The 20858-nt window shown below is 41.1% G+C and carries 13 protein-coding genes; 6 read left to right on the top strand and 7 right to left on the bottom strand.

Annotated features, from left to right (window positions below):
- Nucleotides 1-12: 12 nt before the first annotated feature.
- On the bottom strand, nucleotides 13-5487 hold the full coding sequence (locus Q4575_RS08965) for an Ig-like domain-containing protein (protein ID WP_303522470.1): 5475 nt from the start codon (nucleotides 5485-5487) through the stop codon (nucleotides 13-15).
- A 354-nt stretch (nucleotides 5488-5841) separates the two neighbouring features.
- Here Q4575_RS08965 and Q4575_RS08960 point away from each other — a divergent pair, with 354 nt between their 5' ends.
- The 6 genes from Q4575_RS08960 to Q4575_RS08935 all read left to right on the top strand — a co-directional run bounded on the left by Q4575_RS08960 (nucleotide 5842) and on the right by Q4575_RS08935 (nucleotide 15301).
- Entirely contained in the window at nucleotides 5842-6852 is a 1011-nt protein-coding gene (locus Q4575_RS08960) for a LacI family DNA-binding transcriptional regulator (protein ID WP_303522468.1), read from the top strand.
- A gap of 1 nt (nucleotide 6853) precedes the next feature.
- Complete coding sequence (locus tag Q4575_RS08955; RefSeq protein ID WP_303522466.1) at nucleotides 6854-7873, top strand: LacI family DNA-binding transcriptional regulator; 1020 nt, start codon at nucleotides 6854-6856, stop codon at nucleotides 7871-7873.
- Between the two features lie 271 nt (nucleotides 7874-8144).
- A complete protein-coding gene (gene nhaB / locus Q4575_RS08950) occupies nucleotides 8145-9728 on the top strand; it encodes a sodium/proton antiporter NhaB (RefSeq protein ID WP_303522464.1) in 1584 nt (527 codons plus the stop codon).
- Between the two features lie 3 nt (nucleotides 9729-9731).
- Complete coding sequence (gene dsbB, locus Q4575_RS08945; protein ID WP_215965088.1) at nucleotides 9732-10262, top strand: disulfide bond formation protein DsbB; 531 nt, start codon at nucleotides 9732-9734, stop codon at nucleotides 10260-10262.
- Nucleotides 10263-10493: 231 nt separating this feature from the next.
- A complete protein-coding gene (locus Q4575_RS08940; RefSeq protein WP_303522462.1) occupies nucleotides 10494-11273 on the top strand; it encodes a hypothetical protein in 780 nt (259 codons plus the stop codon).
- Nucleotides 11274-11416: 143 nt separating this feature from the next.
- Nucleotides 11417-15301 carry an EAL domain-containing protein gene (locus tag Q4575_RS08935; protein WP_303522460.1) on the top strand — a complete coding sequence of 1295 codons (3885 nt, stop codon included), beginning with the start codon at nucleotides 11417-11419 and terminating at the stop codon, nucleotides 15299-15301.
- A 166-nt stretch (nucleotides 15302-15467) separates the two neighbouring features.
- Here the strand turns inward: Q4575_RS08935 and Q4575_RS08930 are convergent, their stop codons facing one another.
- From Q4575_RS08930 to prmB, 6 genes are read right to left on the bottom strand one after another with little or no spacing between them, the layout of a single operon-like run.
- The gene (locus Q4575_RS08930) at nucleotides 15468-15746 is read right to left on the bottom strand and encodes a YfcL family protein (RefSeq protein ID WP_303522458.1); all 279 of its coding nucleotides are present in this window, start codon (nucleotides 15744-15746) and stop codon (nucleotides 15468-15470) included.
- 10 nt (nucleotides 15747-15756) lie between these two features.
- Nucleotides 15757-16947 carry an ATP-NAD kinase family protein gene (locus Q4575_RS08925; RefSeq protein ID WP_303522455.1) on the bottom strand — a complete coding sequence of 397 codons (1191 nt, stop codon included), beginning with the start codon at nucleotides 16945-16947 and terminating at the stop codon, nucleotides 15757-15759.
- A gap of 1 nt (nucleotide 16948) precedes the next feature.
- Entirely contained in the window at nucleotides 16949-17545 is a 597-nt protein-coding gene (locus Q4575_RS08920) for an elongation factor P hydroxylase (RefSeq protein ID WP_303522453.1), read from the bottom strand.
- Nucleotides 17546-17573: 28 nt separating this feature from the next.
- Nucleotides 17574-18761, bottom strand: coding sequence for an MFS transporter (locus tag Q4575_RS08915; RefSeq protein ID WP_215965093.1), 1188 nt, complete (start codon nucleotides 18759-18761; stop codon nucleotides 17574-17576).
- A 4-nt stretch (nucleotides 18762-18765) separates the two neighbouring features.
- The gene (gene aroC / locus Q4575_RS08910; RefSeq protein WP_303522450.1) at nucleotides 18766-19866 is read right to left on the bottom strand and encodes a chorismate synthase; all 1101 of its coding nucleotides are present in this window, start codon (nucleotides 19864-19866) and stop codon (nucleotides 18766-18768) included.
- A gap of 56 nt (nucleotides 19867-19922) precedes the next feature.
- Nucleotides 19923-20858, bottom strand: a complete 936-nt coding sequence (gene prmB, locus Q4575_RS08905; protein WP_215965095.1) for a 50S ribosomal protein L3 N(5)-glutamine methyltransferase — start codon at nucleotides 20856-20858, stop codon at nucleotides 19923-19925.

Here is a 20858-nt window from a genome sequence, read left to right as displayed (position 1 = left end):
ATGTTTACCTTTTTAGTTAGAAGAACAGTTTTTGTTTGAGCAAAGCTGCGTTATGCCACGGATATCACGGACATCAATTAGACCATCGTTATTAAAATCAAAACGTAGGTCACTTATTTGCTTTCTTAATACTGCAGTGCGGAACAACCGAATATCATTTAGATCTACGTCAAAATCTTTATCCATATCGCCTAATAGAGCGGCGCTTGCATCATATGGATATGCGTCGACAGTATCTTCAACTCCATCATTATCATCATCCGAATCGACAAGGTCTGCTAAACCATCATTGTCATAGTCAGCACCTATAGTGATGGGTGAAATTCGACTACTTCTCTGTTCACCGTTCTCCGTCGTTCCAAAGCGTGTCAATAACTGATAGAAGTGACCTTCATTTAACTGATCTGATGGCGTTAAGCCATCTAAAGACAGAGTGACCACTGATGTACCGGTTTGCATGCCAATTGCGTCGTTGTCGTAAACATTTAGATTATTCACAACTTGGTCGTCGTCGGTCATTTCCAGTAGCATATACTCAATGCCAGAAAACTCACTTGTGATGGTATTGTTAGAACCTGCCTCAAAATTAGTAGTAACCACTAACTCACCACCAACAGCATAAATACTAGTGGTGTGCATATCTGGGTTTACAATACTAAGGCTTGGTTCAATAACGGGAGTATTCTGAATCAAGTGTGTAAAAGTTAAGGTATCACCAAACCACATCCACCCGTTGCCAGCGGCCGACGTTGCCTCAACTCGAATGGTGTGTTGTCCCTTAGTTAAATAAACTTGTTCTACTAAAACAAAGCTATTGAACGTTGCTTGACTGCCAGTGAAAATCGGTACTTCCTGTATAAGTTCGCCATCCACATATGTGGCCGCTTGGGAGTTAGCATTCTGGCTAGACGCTACCATTGCAATGCGATAGTAACCGTCATTTGGGAAATCTAAGTGGTAATCCACCCAATCTCCGTTTTGGTTGCTATCTGTCACTGTGCGTCTATCTGTCGGAATGCCGCGCTCACCAATCGTTACCCCTGCAACACGTCCACCGGTGTTATCAAACGACTCAGCTTCAATCGTAAAGGCTTCGCCTTCAACTAAATCATCGCTCGGGATCGGCTCCTCCGGATCAGTTGGTGTTTCAGGGTCTACTGGATCAACTAGTATTGCAGATTCTGCTATCACAATAGGCGAAATGTTCGTTAGTATTTGGGTGCTACCGTCAGAAGATTTAAATCTCGCGGTAAGATTATAATAATGTCCTTCATTGAGTGCAGAGCTCATCATTAAATCGCCCTGTGTTGGGTGCACTAATGGCAAGCTCACAGTTAAAGTACCGCTTTGCTGACCGATGGCGCTTGTGTCCCCAACAACCACTCTTTTCACTTGAGAACCGTCTGCTCTCAGTTCTTGCAGAATAAACAATAAGCCACCAGTTACCCCACCGAAGCTGCTCTCGACAACACTGTGACCCGTTCCCGCTGAATACGTTGCCGTCAATTCTAAATCTCCACCATAGGCATAAACGGAATTGATGTATTTATTAACATCATCGACTTCGAATAAAGGCTCAGTTGGCGTTTCTGGATCAACCGGTTCTGTAGGCGTATCCGGGTCAGTTTCATTCTCAGCGATAATATTGATAGGGCTTATGCCAGGGATTGCATAAGTGCCACCATCACTAGAGACAAACGCGGCAAACAGGAAGTAAAAATTACCAGCTGGTAAATCAGCAGAAGGCGTGACACTAGATAACGAAATGTCGGCAGTTGCCGTTCCAGACTCTTTACCAATAGTAGAAGCGTCATAGGCTACATAATCATGAACAAGCTCCCAGCTCGACGTCATCTCCCGAAGGAAAAACTTAACCCCACCATTACCTGTTGTCACTGTTTGGTCAGTCCCTGCGTGGTAGGCTGCCGATACGGTCAACGTTTCTCCGGTTACGTAACTGGTAGTCAGGTATTTACTATTGTTATCGAGTGCTAATGATGCAGCCACTGCCGGCTCTTCAGGTTCTTCTGGTAACTGCGGCTCTAGATCAGGTGCTAGCTCAGGGTCTAATGCGCTTAACATGACAAAAGTTAACTTATCCGCATTCCATTGCCATTTTCCGGCCTCCCCTACACTTTCTATACGGATATTGTGAGTGCCCGCAGAAGGAATAAGAACGTTTTGACTTATTACCGTCGTTAACATCGAATTCCAATCGCCTGAGGTTGGGATTTCGGCTGTGCCTGCAAAAATACCATTAACATAAACAGCTGCACCATTAATAGGTGCGGTAGGCGTCCCCGCATCTAAAGCGAGTTGATATACACCAGCTTCTGGGAAATCAATCTGATAATCAGCCCAGTCACCCGATTGGTTGTTGTTAATGCCAACTTCATTCGATGAAAATCCATCGAACGCACCGCCCGTGGCAACCAAAGACTCAGCTTCAATTACAAAACCTTGGGTGTTGATGCTCGAGGGCTCAATAACATTAACAATGATGGATTTTTGATGACTCCCATCATTTGAGGTGACCGATACTGTGGTTGCTCCAGGTCCAACAGCAGTAATAAGCCCATTGGCATCGACCGTCGCAATTGTGTAGTTATTAGATTGCCAATTCACCGATAGATCAGTGGCATTGCTTGGCGTAAATTTCAGGTTAGCTTGGAAAGTACCAGGCAAAACAATCACAGCATTTGAGACCAAATCAATAGAAGTCAAAGGGATTTCTGCGACCGTAACCGAAACTTGGTCAGTAATATTGCCATCGACAGTCGTGACTGTGATTACAGCGTTACCATTGGTATTTGCAGTGATTACTCCTTTACTATCAACCGATACAACCGACTCATTTGATGAATGCCAAACTACGTCGTCAATCGTCACATTGTTAGGTGTAATAACATGATTAAGTTTTAATGTTTCATTTAACGCCAAGTTAATCGCATCTTCACCAATTTCGATACTGTTTGGCGCAACGGTAATGACTGTCACCTGATGCTCGGTTAACAAAGGACCTTCTTCTGTTACTGCAGAAATGGTTACTTCTCCAGGACCAGTTGCGGTTACTAAACCATTTTGATCAACAGACGCGATTGTCACATCTGAGGTTGACCAATGTACTGTCCTATTAGCTGCATTCATTGGTAAAACATCAGCTGTTAACTTAATAGTTTCACCAAACAAGACACTTGATTCGCCTGTTATCGTTAATTCAGATGGTGAATTACAATCATTACATTCCTGCGGCAGACTTCGGACGATCTGTTGTTCGGTTTCCCAAATGGATAAACTAATCGCAGTAAATGCGCGAGCTGACGCGACGATAGCGGTGACTTCATTGTCTTCTTGCAGATACTCAAGTGGTACAGGAATATCAATTAAATTTAACGATACACTCGACTCATCAACTTCCGGGCCCATGTAGTCATAATGCTCTGTTGGTTGCCCGCTTGCATTTAGGTTAACCTGTGTTGGAACGTCAATAGTATGACCATTAATAGTAAAACTATTATTATTAGGTTTAGACGCGTGGAATGGATAAAACTCGGCGGCAATTCTTAATCTCGCTTCACCATGTTCCGGTACAACAACATCATTGATCTCACCGACCATATTTTGACCTAAGATACGGTGTATCTGGCCTTTAGCAGCCTCACCTTTTCCAGCACCAGATAAACTTTCGCCGTAAAACTTCTTCTCTACCATAGTAGAGGAGATTGCGATTTCTTCGCCGTATTCGATATCAAGAATAATTGTTGAGCCAGGCTCTAAAGTCACCGACTCTGGCAATTCATCTATCATCGCTTCTGCTAAAATTGGACGACCTAAATTGGTTGGGCTTAACCCTTCAGCCAAATAAGAATGTTTTACATTTACGCTCACTACTTGATTGGCATCGGCTCCTATGAATGAAAGGTCAACCGGAATATCGTACCATTCTAAATTGTTCAAAATGAGGTAGGTGTGTTTACCATCAACATACGCATCAACTTGAATATCAGGATCGCTAGAGTGAGTGTCTACTCGAGTTCCTTTAACATCTGACCATAATTCATACCATTGGATTTTATCAGTAACATACCAGTCTGCATTATCATAATTAGCTGAAAACACTTCATCAGTTTGCATTAGTGCGGCTTCGTAACGAATAGCTTCGCCATCAGGACCGGTTAATAATCCCCATTTACCTTTTATTGGTGCGAATGGCATCGACTTAACGACTTGTGATGGTCGAGTTAAAATCTGCATAAACATTTGGTTAAAGGTACGCAAATGTAACCAATCTGAATAACGATAGTCGTTTTCTAAAAATTCCAACTTACCGTGTTTCGACGCAATCGCGCCATATTCAGAAATAACCCATGGTTTTAAGTTTTCGGCCCCATTGACTTGGGCGTCATACCATTCCACCATGTCTAAAATAGCTTCTGTTTTCATTCCCCTGCGGAATGTACTACCTTGGCGAGGATCATCCCCTAACTGCGCCCAGTCATATAAGTGCAAGGAATAAAAGTCCATATTTTCACCGGCCGCATCCATAAAGCCCTTCCAGATAGCGTCCCACTGAAAATATTTATCGTCTTGTGTTTGCCAATACTCCGATGCGGTAACAGACTGTAAAAAGTCTTCAAATGCACCTTCCTCATAAGCGTAACGATTTCGAACAGCGCGCTCCTGAGTTGGAAAACGTTCCGACAAGTCGCCTTGTTCTAGGTCGTGTAAACCCCAAGTCATACCACCGATGAGTGGTCTTTGAGATTCGGGTAGCTTGCTTTTAATTTGTTCGGCAACTAAATTATGATATTCAAAAAGCTGTTCAAAACTCGACATAACAAAAGTTCGGCCGACATTTATGTCCATATCGGGTTCGTTGATAACTTCCCAATACTTTGGCATTAAAACGCCGCTAGACTCACCCGATTTACGCATAAACTGATCTAAATATTCACCAACCCATTCGGCACCATCTTCAATATTACGCAGAACGTATTTGCCCGCCTCATCATCTGCGCCGGCTAAGTCTTTTTCCCAGTATGATTGAGTAGGAAACGGTCCATGAGGAGTTATGCCCATAATCATTTCATCGCTTCGGGCCTCGAAGCTGCGTAATGATTCTGGCAAATTGTCATACATATTGTCTTTATGCCATTGGCCAAAATTGGATAGGTCCTCTATGTGCGGTTTTCCAGGGTTATTTGGATCTTGGGCTGTTGCTTTAAAAATCCATGAAGCCATGCCGTTATCGCGACCAAAATATACGTCGAGATCGTTCATTAAATAATTCATGACCTCAGCTTCGCCTTGCCAATCAGATTCGGTTAAAGCTGAATGGACCGTAATATGTTTTTTTCGATTAAAATCTGAAACCCCATTCACTTCATGTTTAATGTTTAAATTTATATCAACCTTCACTTGTGCGAATACTGGAATTGCGCCAATACCAAGTGCTGTCAATATTGCAATTTGACTAAGTTTATTCATTTATTTACCCCGTTATATTCTCTTTTAATTGAGATTCGGCTAATTAGTATTATTTAGTTGCCGATACCAATTACCTTTTAACACTTGAATTCCCCAAAGCGTAAAAAGTAAATTGTTAACAATAAATGTAAACGGATTACAATGAGCAAACAAGAAAAACAGCCTATGTAATTTTAAAGAAAAACAATTCACAACAGAGCCAATAGCAAAAAGTGTGAGTTAAACAGTAAGTAATCTTAATTTTAAATAAGTAAACAAAAGGAAAAAGCAAACAATAATGTAAACGTTTTACATACAGAACCGTTTGATTTAGGATTGTTGAAGATAGTCATTTTTAGAGTAAACAGTAACGCCATGCCAACAATAAAAGATGTCGCACACCTTGCTAATGTCTCTACAGCTACCGTTTCAAGAGTGATAAATAATTCACAAAGCGTATCTCAAGAAACACTCCTACAAGTTAAACAAGCCATTAAAAAACTCAAATACATTCCAAATGCAAATGCGAGACAATTGGTTAAAGACGATAAATTGACCGTAGGCTTAGTATTGACCCAACTATCGGACCCATTTTACGCCACCATAGTGCATGAAATAGAACAATACGCTCGGCATCTAAACATTAGTGTATTGATCAGTATAGGTAGTCACAACGCCACTAAAGAAACTGAGGCAATTCGTCGATTACAAGCTGATGGTTGCAACGCCATTATCATCTATAGCGTGGCATTATCCGACCAACAATTGTTGGATTTATCTCAAGAAATAAAAGGGTTAGTGATTTTAAATCGACATATTTCTAAGATCGCGTCTCGCTGTCTAGACTTTAATAATCATGCTGGAGCCGAATTAGCAGCTAACTATCTATTTGATTTAGGACACAGAAATATTGCCGTTGTATCCGCGACCAATAAGCAACGCGATGCTAAAAATCGGCTTGCTGGGATAAAAAAGGCATTTTCTGATCACGCCGTGCCATTTAACGATAAAGACGTTGTGTATGGTGAATGTGACTTTTGGGGCGGTAGGCTTTGCGCAGAAACCCTCACTGCTCGTAACCAAGAATTCACCGCGGTTTTATGCTTTAATGATGCGATGGCCGTCGGCATCATTGCTCAATTAAAGCAACAGGGTTTACAGATCCCACATGATGTATCAGTTATCGGCTTTGACGATCTTTTTATTGGCAAAAAAAATTCGCCACCTTTAACAACAATCCGTTACCCAATTGCGATTATGGCCCAAAAATCGATACAACTGGCATGGAATATCATTGCTGAGCAAGGTAAAAACACTCCTCAGGGTTACCGTTACTTTCCTACGTTAAAGGTTAGAGGTAGCACCGCTGCCTTAAGGAAACAATAAAATGCCGACGATTAAAGATGTAGCACAACTGGCGGGGGTTTCACCAGCTTTAGTCTCTAGGGTATTAAATAATAAGTCCGGCGTTAGCGACTCGACTCGCACTAAAATTCAAGCTGCCATCAAGCAGCTTAACTATTTTCCAAACCAGAATGCTAGAGCGCTAAATAAAGGCAATTTGTCGGCCATAGGTGTCATTCTTCCCAATTTAATAACGCCATACTTTTCATCGATAATAAGTGGAATTGAAACTATTGCCACTAAACACGATGTGCAGGTGGTGTTAAATTCTTCTGCATTCGATCAAGCCAAAGAAATGGCGGCGTTGGACACCTTAATAGAACAGCGTTATCAATCCGTGTTTTTATTTACCACATCAATTAGCGACCATAAGCTTATTGAATACGCCGACAAAGTGCCAGGGCTTGTTATTTTTGACCGCAAAGTTGACCAAATAGCCAATAGGTGTGTTTGGTTAGATGATCAGGCCGCTGCTCAGCAGATGGCGGATGAACTAATTAAAAATGGTCATAGACAAATAGCCGTATTAGATTTACCTCACTCTCTTCTTCATTCAAGTCGTCGCTTTTCCTATTTCAAACGAGCGCTTAAGTTACAAGGCATTGAACTATCTTCAGGTTTAGTCGAACAAACTGATGGCACAATTCAGGGAGGAGAAGATGCTATATACAACCTATTAGCCTCTGGCCGCAAATTCACTTGTGTTGCATGTTTCAATGATGCAACTGCGTATGGCGCTACAAATTTTTTAATTGCACAGGGGAAGCGTATCCCAAGTCAAATTTCTATAATTGGGTTTAACGATTCTATCTACAGTAAAATGACGGTCCCTAGTTTTCATACTATACATACGCCAATTAAAAAGATGGCAAAATATGCCACTCAGCTCGCAATAGACTTAGCTCACAATCTAACAAACGTTGAAACAATCAAAAATAATTGTTTCACTCCGCATTTAGTAAAAAATGCCTCAGTTGCCACCGCTGCAATATCTCAAGATTAAAGAACAAAACCGCAAAATGTATTAAAATTGGACAACCTCATTTTTCACCTAAGGCATTGCTGTCGCTTAATTTGTTATTCCAACAAACCAATAACGGCATCGATTTTTAAATGATACTGAAATTGTTGGAAGTTTTAGACGATTCATATAAGATTAAGGTGTTTTAACACATTAGTTCCAGAAAATTTTAAGTCGCTCATATAATTAAAGTAGCTTCAATATTATTAAAGTGAATTAGCTCACTCTCAACGTAAAGGAAGGTAATAAAAGTATGCAGCAATCTACTGTAAATGCTTTTTATCAGAACTTTTTAGGAAACTCTCCTGAATGGTACAAATTGGCGATCATCGCTTGTCTTATTATCAACCCAATGCTTTTTGCACTTGATCCCTATGTCGCTGGCTGGGCATTAGTATTAGAATTCATATTTACATTAGCGATGGCACTTAAGTGTTATCCACTTCAGCCCGGCGGTCTGCTTGTTATTGAGGCTGTTGCAATAGGAATGACTTCACCCGGTCATATCGAAGCAGAAATATCTCAAAACTTGAGTGTTGTTTTGTTATTGATCTTTATGGTCGCGGGTATTTTCTTTATGAAAGACCTGTTGATGTTTTCATTTACAAAACTACTGATAAAAGTTAAATCAAAAATTGCGCTGTCATTAGCGTTTACCTTTGCATCCGCTTTTCTATCTGCATTTCTAGACGCCTTAACGGTTGTTGCGGTTATTATTACCGTTTCCACTGGTTTTTATATGATTTACCACAAAGTAGCATCAGGTAAGCCCGGTAATCATACAGATCACGACCACACTGAGGATGAACATTTTGACACGCCAACGCGCAGTGAATTGGACGAATTCCGCGCCTTTATGCGTAACATTATGATGCATGCTGGTGTTGGTACTGCCCTTGGTGGTGTTTGTACTATGGTTGGCGAACCGCAAAACTTGGTTATCGCAGAACGTGCTGGATGGAATTTCATTGAATTTGCTTTACGTATGGCACCTGTGACCATTCCGGTTTTAATTGCTGGTTTAATAACAACGGTATTACTTGAAAAACTAAAGTGGTTTTCTTATGGCGCGGAACTGCCAGACACAGTCCGTCACATTCTTGTCGAGTATGATAAAGAAAGCGACTCAAAAATGACGAAACGCGACAAAGTTAAACTATTTTCACAAGTATTCATCGCGATTTGGTTAATCGTTGGTCTAGCATTGCACCTTGCGACGGTCGGCTTGATTGGTTTATCGATCATCATTTTGGCAACAGCAATTGCCGGTATTACTGACGAACATCAACTTGGTAAAGCATTTGAAGAAGCCCTTCCCTTTACCGCTTTGTTATGTGTGTTTTTTGCAGTCGTCGCTGTAATTATTGATCAGCAGCTATTTGCTCCAGTTATTCAATGGGTTCTCACTTTTGAAGGCAAAATGCAGTTGGTTATGTTCTTTATCGCCAACGGTTTACTTTCTATGGTCAGTGACAATGTGTTTGTCGGTACGGTATACATAAATGAAGTGGCAGCCGCATTAAAACAAGGCATCATCACTCGTGATGAATTTGATTTATTGGCTGTAGCAATTAATACAGGAACAAATTTACCGAGTGTTGCAACGCCTAATGGTCAAGCTGCGTTCTTGTTCTTATTAACTTCAGCGTTAGCACCATTAATTCGATTATCTTATGGCAAGATGGTTTATATGGCCCTTCCTTATACTATCGTATTGTCAATTGTCGGTTTAATAGCGACGTATTACGGGTTGATGGACTGGACTCAAACTTTATACGACATGAATTTGATTGAACACCACTCTGCTGCTGGTAGTGCAACTGAATCCGGTCATTAATCAATGGGCAATAACCAATCTTTATCTTCATGGCCAGCACTTCGCTGGCCATGGCTTTTATTAGCCCTCAGTGCTTTTACATTCGAAATTATCGCCTTGTACTTTCAGTATGGAATGGGTTTAGAACCTTGCGTAATGTGCATATACCAGCGTACCGCGGTATTTGCCATAATGGTTGCGGCTTTACCTGCTGCCTACGCTCCTACAAGCTTGATCGCTAGATTAATAAGCTTTAGTGGTTGGGGAATTGCCAGTATTTGGGGTTTGATCATCGCGAAGCAACATGTTGCTATGCAAGATCCTGACAACTTTATGTTGCTATTAAGTTGCGACGCATTTCCAAACTTTCCAAGTTGGCTAGCGCTGCATGAATGGATCCCAGCATTTTTTGAAGCACGTGGCATGTGTGGTGACATTGATTGGTCATTTATGGCAATGTCGATGCCCCAGTGGATGACAGTAATATTTAGTTTCTACTCACTCACCTTCCTGATATTTTTAATAAATCGGCTAATAACCGAGAAAAAGATTTAACACTTTCAATTAAAGCCGCTTAAGCGGCTTTTTTTATAACTATACCTTGTCTAACTTTCTTTCCATAAAGCCAATATTACAAAAACATAAGCGGCGTCATTTTTCCGCCACCGGCAACCCATTGCCGCAGAACGCACTTATAACCCTTATAAAACAACAAGATATAGATTGGCACATATACTGCTTTGAAAAGAGTCCTTAAATCAAACTAATGGAAATAGGGTCTTTCTGATGAAAAGCTTACTAACAAAAATAAAAACAATAACAGTTGTAACGGCAAGTCTATTCACTTTAGCAGCAACAGCAAATGCGCTACAAAACAATAAATCACAGCACGAAGCTGCGTATTTAGTTCAAGGCGCTAGTAATGCAACAATGACATCACTAGTTCAAAACGTTGGTGGTGAAGTTATCCACAACTTCTCTGTGATCCAAGCAATCTCTGCAGAACTAAACGAAGATCAAGTTAAACAAATTTCCGAAATGAACCCTCTAGTTCGTTTTACAAATAAAGACGTTAAAGCTGAGTCAAAAGACGAAACTGCGGGCGTTATCTGGGGCCGTAAAGGTAGCCGTGTTGAAACTGCTGGCGTTATCTGGGGCCGTAAAGGTAGCCGTGTTGAAACTGCTGGCGTTATCTGGGGTCGCAAAGGTAGCCGTGTTGAAACTGCTGGCGTTATCTGGGGTCGCAAAGGTAGCCGCGTTGAAACTGCGGGCGTTATCTGGGGCCGTAAAGGTAGCCGTGTTGAAACTGCTGGCGTTATCTGGGGCCGCAAAGGTAGCCGTGCTGAAACTGCTGGCGTTATCTGGGGTCGCAAAGGTAGCCGTGTTGAAACTGCGGGCGTTATCTGGGGTCGTAAAGGTAGCCGTGTAGAAACTGCCGGAGTTATCTGGGGTCGTAAAGGTAGCCGTGTTGAAACTGCTGGCGTTATCTGGGGTCGTAAAGGTAGCCGTGTTGAAACTGCCGGGGTTATCTGGGGTCGTAAAGGTAGCCGCTCTCAAGTAGCTTAGTTTACTAAATAAACAGTATTTTCCTAAAGGCCCAAATTTAATAATAAATTGGGCCTTTTTTATTTTACTGAGCCTGTGACTCTGCGAATAGATGTGGTATAAATTGTCCCCATAATAATAATAAAAATAATAATGGTTTCTAAATGCACAACGGTAGAGGCAGAATCTTATCTCTGAAATATTTTAGATTATTTACTCTATCAATTTCTTTATTGCTCTTCGCAATTTCTAGTTCTGCTAATCCCTTATTCGACCCAATTCGAAATACTATTCATTTTCAGCACCTCGATATTGAATCATCCCTACCCCATCCAACCGTATTCGATGTTGTGCAAGATAAAGAAGGATTTATCTGGTTTGCAACTCAAGGCGGTATAGCCAAATTTAATGGCACAAATTCGACTTTATATTCCGCTGTATCCGCGAATGAAAATGGACTAAACAGTAATTGGATATGGCAGCTTTTAGTCGACTCAGAAGGACGTGTCTGGGCAACCAGCAACAGTGGCATTCACCTATATATACCTGAAAAAGACAAGTTCATTAATTTCAACTCTGAATCAATTCCTCAAATTAAATCTAGAAATTTCTATTCGCTTGTTGAAATAGGAAATGGCGACCTATGGTTTGCGGGTGAAACCGATATCGTGGTCTTCAATTCGAAAACCTCAAAATTTGGTAGTATTTCTGGTTCGCCCGAAATTCTGTCTTTATTGCAGCATAGTAAAGTTAGAGCGATTGCGCAGTCTAATAAAAACATAATTTGGTTAGCAACAGTAAACAATGGGTTATATAGAAGTGAAGATTATGGCCAGTCTTTTTCAATTCTCAATTCAAAAGCGAATACCTTACCTACTAACAAATTAATAAGCCTAGATATAGATTCCGAGCAAAGAGTTTGGGCTGGCACAGAGGGCGATGGTTTATTACTTATTTCAGAGTCTGGTGAGTTTATACAACAATATACATCACCGTCGTGCAGCAGGGTTATTAACGATGTGCTAGTCGATCATAGCGATACTGTGTGGCTAGCGACTCCTGATGGTATTTGTGAGTTTAATCCGACAACTGAACGTTTCATCGCACATAAAAAAGAATCTGGCCGGATTTCAAGTTTAATAAACGATGACGTCCGAGTTTTGATGCAAGATGAAGGCGGCGTAATTTGGGCTGGTACGGTTTCAGGCGTGAGCAAGTGGAATGCAAAATTGGCGGATTTCACACATATTGCTCAATTTAGTCCTTTTGGCACTATGACCTCGGCCTCTGTCACCAGTTTTGCGATGAATAATAACAATTTATTTGTCGGTACTGTAGATGGTGGCGTCAACATATTGAACTTTGACACTAAGACAATGTCGCCATTTAATTCATCTTTTTCCGACAAACTTAAAAACTTAGATAGCAGCTTAATAACAAGCCTATTGGTGGATGGCGATACTGGGTTATGGGTTGGCACCTATGATAAGGGCCTGTTTCATATTGACTTAACGAACTATGAACAAGACTTATTCAGCGCAGACAGTGAGTTTTCTCATCGTCTGTCACACAATGCTATTAGCAAAATTATCCAACTGAGCAATGGTAATATTGCAGTTTCAACCTATGGCGGTGGTGTCAATATAATTGATTCTGTTTCTAAAAGTATCATTCATAACAAATCTCAGATCGGATCTAGTATGACAGAGGCGGTTGATTTAATACTGGATATATTCGAAGACAATAATAAAGATCTATGGCTTGCAACTCATGGTGGGGGCCTTGTTCACTATGACACCAGAAATAATAAAAGCTCGACCTATTCAACAAAACAGAAAGGCAAATACTTTATTGGTAGTGACGAAATATTTTCCGTCATAAAAACCGCAAAAGGTGTTTGGCTCGCAACAAGTGACGCGGGTTTGTTATTGATTGAAGACAATGATAACAAAACCCAACATATTATTAATCAATCTAGAGGACTGGCAAGTAACTTCACCTACAGCTTGCTAGAAGATGACTTAGGATATATTTGGATAAGCCACGCCAAAGGACTATCGCGCCTTAATCCCAACAACTTTGAAATTAATAACTTCAATACGACCCACGGATTACAAAGCTCAGACTTTAATAACAGCGCTTATTATAAAGCAAAAGACGGCAGACTATTTTTTGGTGGCACAAATGGCTTTAACACTTTTCAGGCAAATAAAGTTCCTCTGAATTCTTATAAACCAAAACTTAAATTAACTAAATTTGTACACGCAAACGAAGAAAAGCCGATACAAACCATGCTGCGTGCTGATGGTGTATTAGAACTGAACTATGAAGATACGATAATCGACTTTGAGTTTGCGGCCTTGGATTATACAAAACCGTCAAATAATCGTTATCAATATATGATGGAAGGACTCAGTTCTTCTTGGAGTAACATCGGCACGAGTAACCATATATCATTTTCGTACTTAGCCGATGGAAGCTACACACTAAAAGTTAGGGGCAGTAACAACGAAGAGGTTTGGAGTGAAATACTGCAGATCCCAATTGAAGTTATGCCACCCATTTGGAAGACAACACACGCCAAACTATTCTATATTTTTGGCCCGATCTTGATCTTTCTTCAACTGTTAAGAAACCAGCGGATTAGACATCAACGCCAGTTATCTCATGAACGCAGATTACACCAACTTGCATATTTTGACGGACTTACAGGTCTACCAAACCGTCAGAGCTTTTACGAGAGTTTAGATAAATTTATCTCCCTTGCACGACGCGGCAATTATAAAGCAGGGGTTATGTTCATTGATTTAGATCGATTTAAACGAATCAATGACACCTTGGGGCATGATTACGGTGATTTAGTTCTGCAAGAAATTGCACAGCGGTTGAAAGAATGCGTTAGAGACAGTGATTTTGTTGCAAGAAATTACGAAGTAAATTCTGTTAATAATGAAATCGCTAGATTAGGCGGCGACGAATTCACGCTGTTTTTAAGTCATGTTGAATCAGCTGCCGAAACAACACTAATAACGCAACGTATTATTGAGAGCTTATCACGTCCAATTAAGATCGACAGTTATGAATTAACCGTCACACCGAGTGTAGGGATTGCGCTATATCCTGAACATGGCACCACAGTTCATGAATTAATGAAACATGCTGATATCGCTATGTATCAAGCTAAAGAAGACGGCAGAAGAACCTTTAAGTTCTATTCAAATGAACTCAATGATCGAGCTCTTGAACGTTTGCAGCTTGAAGAAAAAATGCGCAATGCGGTTAAAAACAACGAGTTTGTTTTACATTATCAGCCGCAAGTCGACATCGTTAGCAATGAAATTACCAAGGCTGAAGCGCTTATCCGTTGGAACAGTCCAGAGCTCGGTTTTATCTCCCCTGCTGAGTTTATACCTATTGCAGAAGAGTCCGGGCTGATTATCGAGCTAGGCAACTGGATTTTGGACACCGCCTGTAAACAAGCAAAGCAATGGCTTGATGAAGGTTTAGAAAATTGTAAAGTCTCAGTCAATGTATCAAGTGTTCAGTTTAAGCAAACTGCGCTTATCGACAACGTCAGAAATGCTTTAACACGCAGCGGACTGCCCCCAGAACTGCTTGAGTTAGAGCTTACGGAAAGCGCGGTTATGTCAGATGTAGACGACAATATTGACCGTTTACAACAATTTAAAGACATGGGCATAACCATTGCGATTGATGACTTTGGTACGGGGTATTCGTCGCTAAGCTACTTGAAAAAATTCCCTATCGATACACTAAAAATTGACCGTTCGTTTATCATCGAGATTGCAAATAGTGATAACGATGCAGCCATAGTCAAAGCAATAATGCTACTTGCTGAAACAATGGAACTAAAAGTTGTTGCAGAAGGGATTGAGAACGTTGAGCAACTGCAAATATTGCATAACTATCGTTGCCAGTTTATTCAAGGCTACTTCTTCAGCCGCCCACTGGTTTACGAAGAGTTTTTTGAATTTGCCAGTAAGACATATTACGAAGAAAAACGCAGTTGGCAGTTAGCTAGCGAATAATTCAGACGGCTCAATTCATTACCATCTATATATTAAAAGGCTGTTAAATACAGCCTTTAGATTAACGTGATGCGTTGTAATCCTGTTTAAAACAACGAACTAGAAACAACGTAGCAAGTAATTTATTACTACAGCCACCATCTAGACTATTTGAGCTAATATGCTGTTATAGTGTTTTTAGGAGGCCATTGAGGACGTTATTAACCGTAATTACGTCAGATTGTTCCAATTCACCATTTTTAATGGCTTTGTTGACGCTTTGTTCAACTAAGTCAATAAACTCGTCCATTGTTAGCGCTTTGTTTTGCATTAAAGCACCACCTAAAACCAAATCTACGTGTCCTCTTAAATAGCCACTCGCAAATAACTCATCATCTGTTCCGGTTGCTACATAACCGTCGAAGTAAACTTGCGCGTCATCACTTAGTTGTTCTAAATCTAACATGTGTATCCTTTTATATTTCTTCATATCCAACGGGATAAAACACTTGGTCTTTATATCCAGTTGTCACTTTAATATGACCTGCCAACATTTTGTCTAATTCAATATCACCAGTGTCTGCAATGAGGGGACGTCCCGCCAAAGCCTGTAACTTTCGTTTTGTTGCAACGACAACAATATTCTCTTTACCTATAGTTCTGATGACTTCCGGTGAAAGTTGTTGATTCCCCCGACCAAAAATATGCCCCTGTCCACCTATAAGCGTTATCACTAATTTCACGGGTTTATGCTCTAACAAAGGTAGTAATTGATTGGTCGTAACATCCGTCGCAATTAGTTGGTGATCTTTGATCACATCAACACCTAATAAGGTATTTTTGATATCGAGCTCTTCCATAATAAATGCAACTGTTGAACCGGAGCCCATAATGTAGGTTTCTTCACTTTCCATTTCGTCGATGACGCTGGCTGCAATATCTTGCAATACTAACTCATCACTTTCTTTGCCGCCCATTTTTACCGCTTGCACATAGCGTAACTCTGAAGGGATCTGCAATTCACCAAAACGCTTGGCTCGCACGACACCTTGCCTAAATTGTGCCTCATCTATATCCATGACGTCTGCTTCTTGCACTGAAACAAGTTCGCCAGCGATCAACATATGGACAATTCGTCCCGCCGCTTTTGGTGTTATTGCATAAACCCCAGAATGAATTTTACAACCCGCTGGAATGCCGAGTACAGTCGTATTGTCGGTTACTGCTTCACATATATTACGCGCAGTACCATCTCCCCCGGCAAATAAAATAAGGTCTAATGCCATGTCAGACATAAGTGTTGCTGCGTCAATCGTGTCTTGGGCGTTAGTGGTATTTGAGCTTGTTTGATAGACAACCTGGTACGAGAACCCGAGTGACTGGCATAAATTTTCGCCCATTTGGTCGCTCACTGTAAAAATATCTACATCTGCAGCAAATGGTAAAAATTGCTCCAATGCCACTTTCGCTCGTTGATTTGCCTGGGCAATTGCCCCTAACGATTCTGCCTGTTGAATTGAAGTTAATTCATCACTTCCTTTTAGCCCGACGGTTCCGCCCATACCCGCTAAAGGATTGATAATTAACCCTAATCGAAATTTTTTTCTCAGTGGGTTGGTTTGTGCGTTTGTTTTATCATTTGCTGAATTTTTTGTTAGCTGCGTCATTTTAAGCAACCTCTGTTTGTCGGTTTGCTATATCTAGAGCTTCCTGATGACCGTAAATATCCTGTTGATAGAATTGACTCAGTGCCGCGATAAATAACTCTGCCCGAGGTGGAAAGCCATCAGCTAGATAAGCTTTAAATTGGCGAGCAACATCTTGTTCAAAAGCAATGTGATCAGGTTGACGACCAAATTCATCGCCTGATAAGTTGTCACAACTGACATTAAATTTAATGCCACAGGCTAGACTAAACGCCATTTCAATGGCCTGGGGTTTGACTTCCGCTTGTTGGAATTTGGCTTGCTGCTCTGCAGTGCGGCCATCGGGACAATACCAATAACCATAATCAATTTTATTCAGCCTCGGCATTCCGGCTAAACACCAATGGGCAATTTCGTGCAATGCGCTGGTAAAATAGCCATGGGCAAAAACCACTTGTGCATAGGGCTGTGCGTCAAGCCCAAGGTCACTCGTATTAGCAGGCAAGTAAATGGGTTCACTGCCGCCTAAGACCAGTTTAGTATTGTATTTAGCAAAAAAAGTTTGCTCAAAAATGGCGATTAGGTCAGCATATTCTTTCACAGGCTCGTCTTCACTCACGAAATTTAACTACAGCTCAAAATGGCTATTATACTTGGACTTTGTCAGGTTCAAATTGAAATTTTTTGCGGGGTGTCATTAAAATCACTAATCCTGCAACCAAGACAACCATGCTAGCCCAGACAAAGGTGTCACTGCCTCCAAGTCCTTCGTTCCAAGTCATGCCCGTAACCCAAGCACCAAGTGCGCCACCAATACCAAAGGTGATCCCAAGGTACATAAATTGCCCTTGATTTTGCATCCGCTTAGGAAAATAACGTCGAACAAAATGGATACTTGAACTGTGCATTAACCCAAAGCTCACTGCGTGAATAATCTGGGTAAGAATAACGACAATGACAAAATCGATATAATAAGCCATTAATAGCCAACGAAGCGCCGTTAACATCAAACAAACAACCATAAGCAACTTAAGGCTATATCTTGCTAATAGATGACCGGCAATGAGAAACATAAAAATTTCAGCAAACGTTCCTAGCGCAAATAGAATGCCAGTCGCAGTGCCTGGATATTCATGTTGTGACAAATACTGAGTGAAAAAACCAACATATGGCGCAAAACTCATTTGCAGTAATATTGACGCAATCAAGAACGAGCCAAAACCAACCGTACAACAACGTTTAAAAAACCCTTCGCTATCGCCAAGTTCGTCATGGGCTAACGGATCTCCATTATCGAGGTATAAGCTTGTTAGATACGTCAGAAAAATAAGCCCTAAACCCACATACAAGATCACACCTGGTCCATAAATATCGACAATTGTGCCCACCGCTATTGCCGCAACAATAAAACCAATACTGCCAAATAATCGGACTCTGTTATAAATAGTTGGATTGCTTTTTGTTGCCACCAGCGATAACACTTCAATCTGGGACACCGCCGCCATAAAAAAGACAAAGGCACAAATCATTGAAATGTTGGTCACCCACTTAATATCGATAAAAACCGCAGGTAACAAAGCGACAAATGAAATTATGACCGCGAGTTGAAAGTATCGTTTGGGGTTCTGTTGGAGATCGGCCAAGTAGGCCCATAGTTGACCCGAAAATATTCTGATAAACGTATATGACGCTATTAAGGTTCCAACTTCGGTCGACGTAAATCCACGTGAACTCAAAAAGACAGCGAGATACGAGATCACGCCGCCAAGAAAGCCATAATAAAAAAAGTTCACTGCTGCCGCTGGCACCAATGAACTCAGTTTTATATTATCCATGTAATTACTTTACAGACGCAGGGATAACCGGCGTTGTCACAACTACGTCCGCATTTTGAGCTCTGTTTCTTAAAAAGTGATCCATTAAAGTAATGGCTAACATAGCCTCAGCAATTGGTACGGCGCGAATGCCAACACAGGGATCGTGACGACCTTTAGTAACTACTGGCTGGGTTTGGCCATTCACGTCTATCGTTTCGCCTTCAACGCTAATACTTGACGTTGGTTTTAATGCGATGTGCGCAATAATATCCTGACCACTTGAAATACCGCCCAAAATACCGCCTGCGTGATTAGATTTAAACCCCTCTGGGGTCATCTCGTCGCGGTGTTCTGAACCTTTCTGCTCAACGACACCAAAGCCATCACCAATTTCTACTCCCTTAACAGCATTAATGCTCATTAAGGATTTAGCGATATCGGCATCTAGGCGGTCGAATACGGGTTCACCAAGTCCTACCGGCACCTGTTTAGCGACAACGGTAATTTTTGCACCCACCGAGTTACCTTGCTTTTTAAGGTCTCGCATATACTCATCCCATTTTTCTACGGCTTTTTCATCAGGGCAGAAAAACGGGTTTGTTTCTATAATAGTTGGATCTACTGACTCAATCGCAATTGGACCAAGTTGTGCCATATAACCGAATATTTCGATTCCAGCATGTTGTTTTAACCATGCTTTGGCAAAACCACCAGCGGCAACACGCATCGCTGTTTCTCGGGCTGACGAACGACCACCGCCTCGGTAATCTCGGACACCGTATTTATGGTGATAGGTATAGTCCGCATGACCAGGTCTAAACTTGTCTTTAATATTCGAATAGTCATTTGAACGTTGGTCTGTATTTTCGATTAGCAAACCAATTGAAGTGCCAGTTGTAACCCCTTCAAAAACACCACTTAAAATTTTCACTTCGTCCGCTTCTCGGCGTTGTGTTGTGAAACGTGAGGTACCAGGTTTACGTCGATCTAAGTCGCGCTGAATATCTTCTGCAGATATCGCCAACCCTGGAGGGCAACCATCTATAATACAGCCCAAGCCATTACCATGACTTTCGCCAAATGTTGTTACTTTAAACACTTCACCGATGGTATTTCCAGCCATTACGCCCTCTTTCTTTTCTAAATTATTCTTTTAATTAAACCGCTATCAAAAAACGGCTAAAATAAATCTTTATGATCAATTAATTGCTGCTTGGTTATGGCAAATACACCAATACCGCCATTTTCAAATTCCAACCAATTAAATGGGACTTCTGGGAATTCGGCTTGCAAATGGATCATGGAGTTACCAACTTCAACAATAAGCAATCCATTATCTTCTAAATGTGCAGCAGCTTGTTTTAAAATAATACGTGTGATGTCCAAACCGTCATTACCACTGCCTAAACCAATTTCCGGTTCGTGGTGAAATTCTTCCGGCATGTCACCTAGATCTTCTAAGTCCACATAAGGTGGATTAGATACAATAAGATCATATTTAAGTCCCTCTACTGACGCAAAAACGTCAGACATAATAGGGAATACTCGATCTTCAACCTGTAACCTATGGATGTTCTCATCTGCAACAGCAAGTGCCTCAGGACTAATGTCCAACGCATCTATTGTTGCATCTGGAAAAGCAAATGCTGTCGCAATTGCAATACATCCTGACCCCGTACACAAATCCATTATTCTCAAAGGCGTGTTTGAAATGAGCCCTTCGAAATTATTTGTGATCAATTCACCAATTGGTGAACGCGGCACTAATACATCTTCATTGACAAAAAATGGCAGACCACAAAAATAGGATACTTGGGTTAAATAAGCTGCCGGTTTTTTGGTTAATATACGCTGCTCAATAAGACCTAATGCATTTTTACGTTCACTTAATGTCGTGCGCGCCTGCAATAAATGTTCATTCATTGTAGGTGGTAAACTCAGCGCATAGGTAATTAATTGGGCGGCTTCATCCCACGGATTATCGGTTCCGTGACCTAAATAAATGTCGCTTTCATTGAATCGACTTACCGACCAACGAATTAGATCGTTAACCGTTTGAAGTTCAGTTACTGCTTCTTCGAGCAATATTGTTAGCTCAGATAACTCTTTTTGCAT

Source organism: Psychrosphaera sp. 1_MG-2023 (assembly GCF_030548245.1).
Taxonomy (GTDB): domain Bacteria; phylum Pseudomonadota; class Gammaproteobacteria; order Enterobacterales; family Alteromonadaceae; genus Psychrosphaera; species Psychrosphaera algicola.
This window is presented reverse-complemented; position numbering and strand designations above follow the sequence as displayed.

What these genes read in the sequence shown, in the direction of transcription:
- dsbB (WP_215965088.1), top strand. Translation starts at nt 9,732, where the DNA reads ATGGGCAATAACCAATCTTTATCTTCATGGCCAGCACTTCGCTGGCCA.
- prmB (WP_215965095.1), bottom strand. Translation starts at nt 20,858, where the DNA reads ATGCAAAAAGAGTTATCTGAGCTAACAATATTGCTCGAAGAAGCAGTA.
- Q4575_RS08930 (WP_303522458.1), bottom strand. Translation starts at nt 15,746, where the DNA reads ATGTTAGATTTAGAACAACTAAGTGATGACGCGCAAGTTTACTTCGAC.
- Q4575_RS08925 (WP_303522455.1), bottom strand. Translation starts at nt 16,947, where the DNA reads ATGACGCAGCTAACAAAAAATTCAGCAAATGATAAAACAAACGCACAA.
- Q4575_RS08965 (WP_303522470.1), bottom strand. Translation starts at nt 5,487, where the DNA reads ATGAATAAACTTAGTCAAATTGCAATATTGACAGCACTTGGTATTGGC.
- Q4575_RS08935 (WP_303522460.1), top strand. Translation starts at nt 11,417, where the DNA reads ATGCACAACGGTAGAGGCAGAATCTTATCTCTGAAATATTTTAGATTA.
- nhaB (WP_303522464.1), top strand. Translation starts at nt 8,145, where the DNA reads ATGCAGCAATCTACTGTAAATGCTTTTTATCAGAACTTTTTAGGAAAC.
- Q4575_RS08960 (WP_303522468.1), top strand. Translation starts at nt 5,842, where the DNA reads ATGCCAACAATAAAAGATGTCGCACACCTTGCTAATGTCTCTACAGCT.
- Q4575_RS08955 (WP_303522466.1), top strand. Translation starts at nt 6,854, where the DNA reads ATGCCGACGATTAAAGATGTAGCACAACTGGCGGGGGTTTCACCAGCT.
- aroC (WP_303522450.1), bottom strand. Translation starts at nt 19,866, where the DNA reads ATGGCTGGAAATACCATCGGTGAAGTGTTTAAAGTAACAACATTTGGC.
- Q4575_RS08915 (WP_215965093.1), bottom strand. Translation starts at nt 18,761, where the DNA reads ATGGATAATATAAAACTGAGTTCATTGGTGCCAGCGGCAGCAGTGAAC.
- Q4575_RS08940 (WP_303522462.1), top strand. Translation starts at nt 10,494, where the DNA reads ATGAAAAGCTTACTAACAAAAATAAAAACAATAACAGTTGTAACGGCA.